At 72.9% G+C, this 690-nt stretch carries 2 protein-coding genes; both read left to right on the forward strand.

The features are described 5' to 3' along the window. On the forward strand, positions 1-497 hold a 497-nt coding region (locus ESG85_RS04005), incomplete at its 5' end, for a PfkB family carbohydrate kinase (RefSeq protein WP_246094796.1). Continuing rightward, positions 494-690, forward strand: a 197-nt coding sequence (locus ESG85_RS04010) for a homocysteine S-methyltransferase family protein (protein ID WP_164986156.1), incomplete at its 3' end; no start/stop codon positions are given. The genes ESG85_RS04005 and ESG85_RS04010, both read left to right, overlap by 4 nt.

The raw sequence follows: 690 nt of genomic DNA on the forward strand, positions 1-690 counted from the left end.
AGGTGCCGTTCGCCGCCGACCCGTCGCAGCAGCTCGCCCGCCTCGACGGCGCGCAGGTGCGGGAACTGGTGGACGGGGCCCGCTTCCTGTTCACCAACGAGTACGAGACCGCCCTCCTGCTGGAGAAGACCGGCTGGGACCAGGCCGAGGTGCTGCGGCACGTCGGCACCTGGATCACCACGCACGGCGAGGCCGGCGTGCGGATCCGCGGCGAGGGCAGGCCCTCGCTCGCCGTGCCCGCCGTGCCGGTCGCCGGCGTGGTCGACCCGACCGGCGTCGGCGACGCCTTCCGGGCCGGTTTCCTCGCCGGAACGCTGTGGGGCGTGCCCGAGCGGTGCGCGGCCCAGCTGGGCTGCGCGGTCGCCGCGACCGTCCTCGACTACGTCGGCACCCAGGAGTACCGACTGCACCGCGACGTGCTCCTCGACCGGATCAGGACCACGTACGGCGTCGGCTGCACCGCCGAGCTGCTCAACCACCTGAGGGGACTGACGTGAGCACCGTACGGAGGTCCCTGCGCGAGGAGTTCGCCACCCGGGTCGTGGTGGCCGACGGGGCGATGGGCACCATGCTCCAGGCCGCCGACCCCACGATGGACGACTTCCGGCAGCTGGAGGGCTGCAACGAGATCCTGAACGTGACCCGCCCGGACATCGTGCGGTCGGTGCACGAGGCGTACTTCGCGGTCGG

Source organism: Streptomyces roseicoloratus (assembly GCF_004117935.1).
GTDB classification, from domain to species: Bacteria; Actinomycetota; Actinomycetes; order Streptomycetales; family Streptomycetaceae; genus Streptomyces; species Streptomyces roseicoloratus.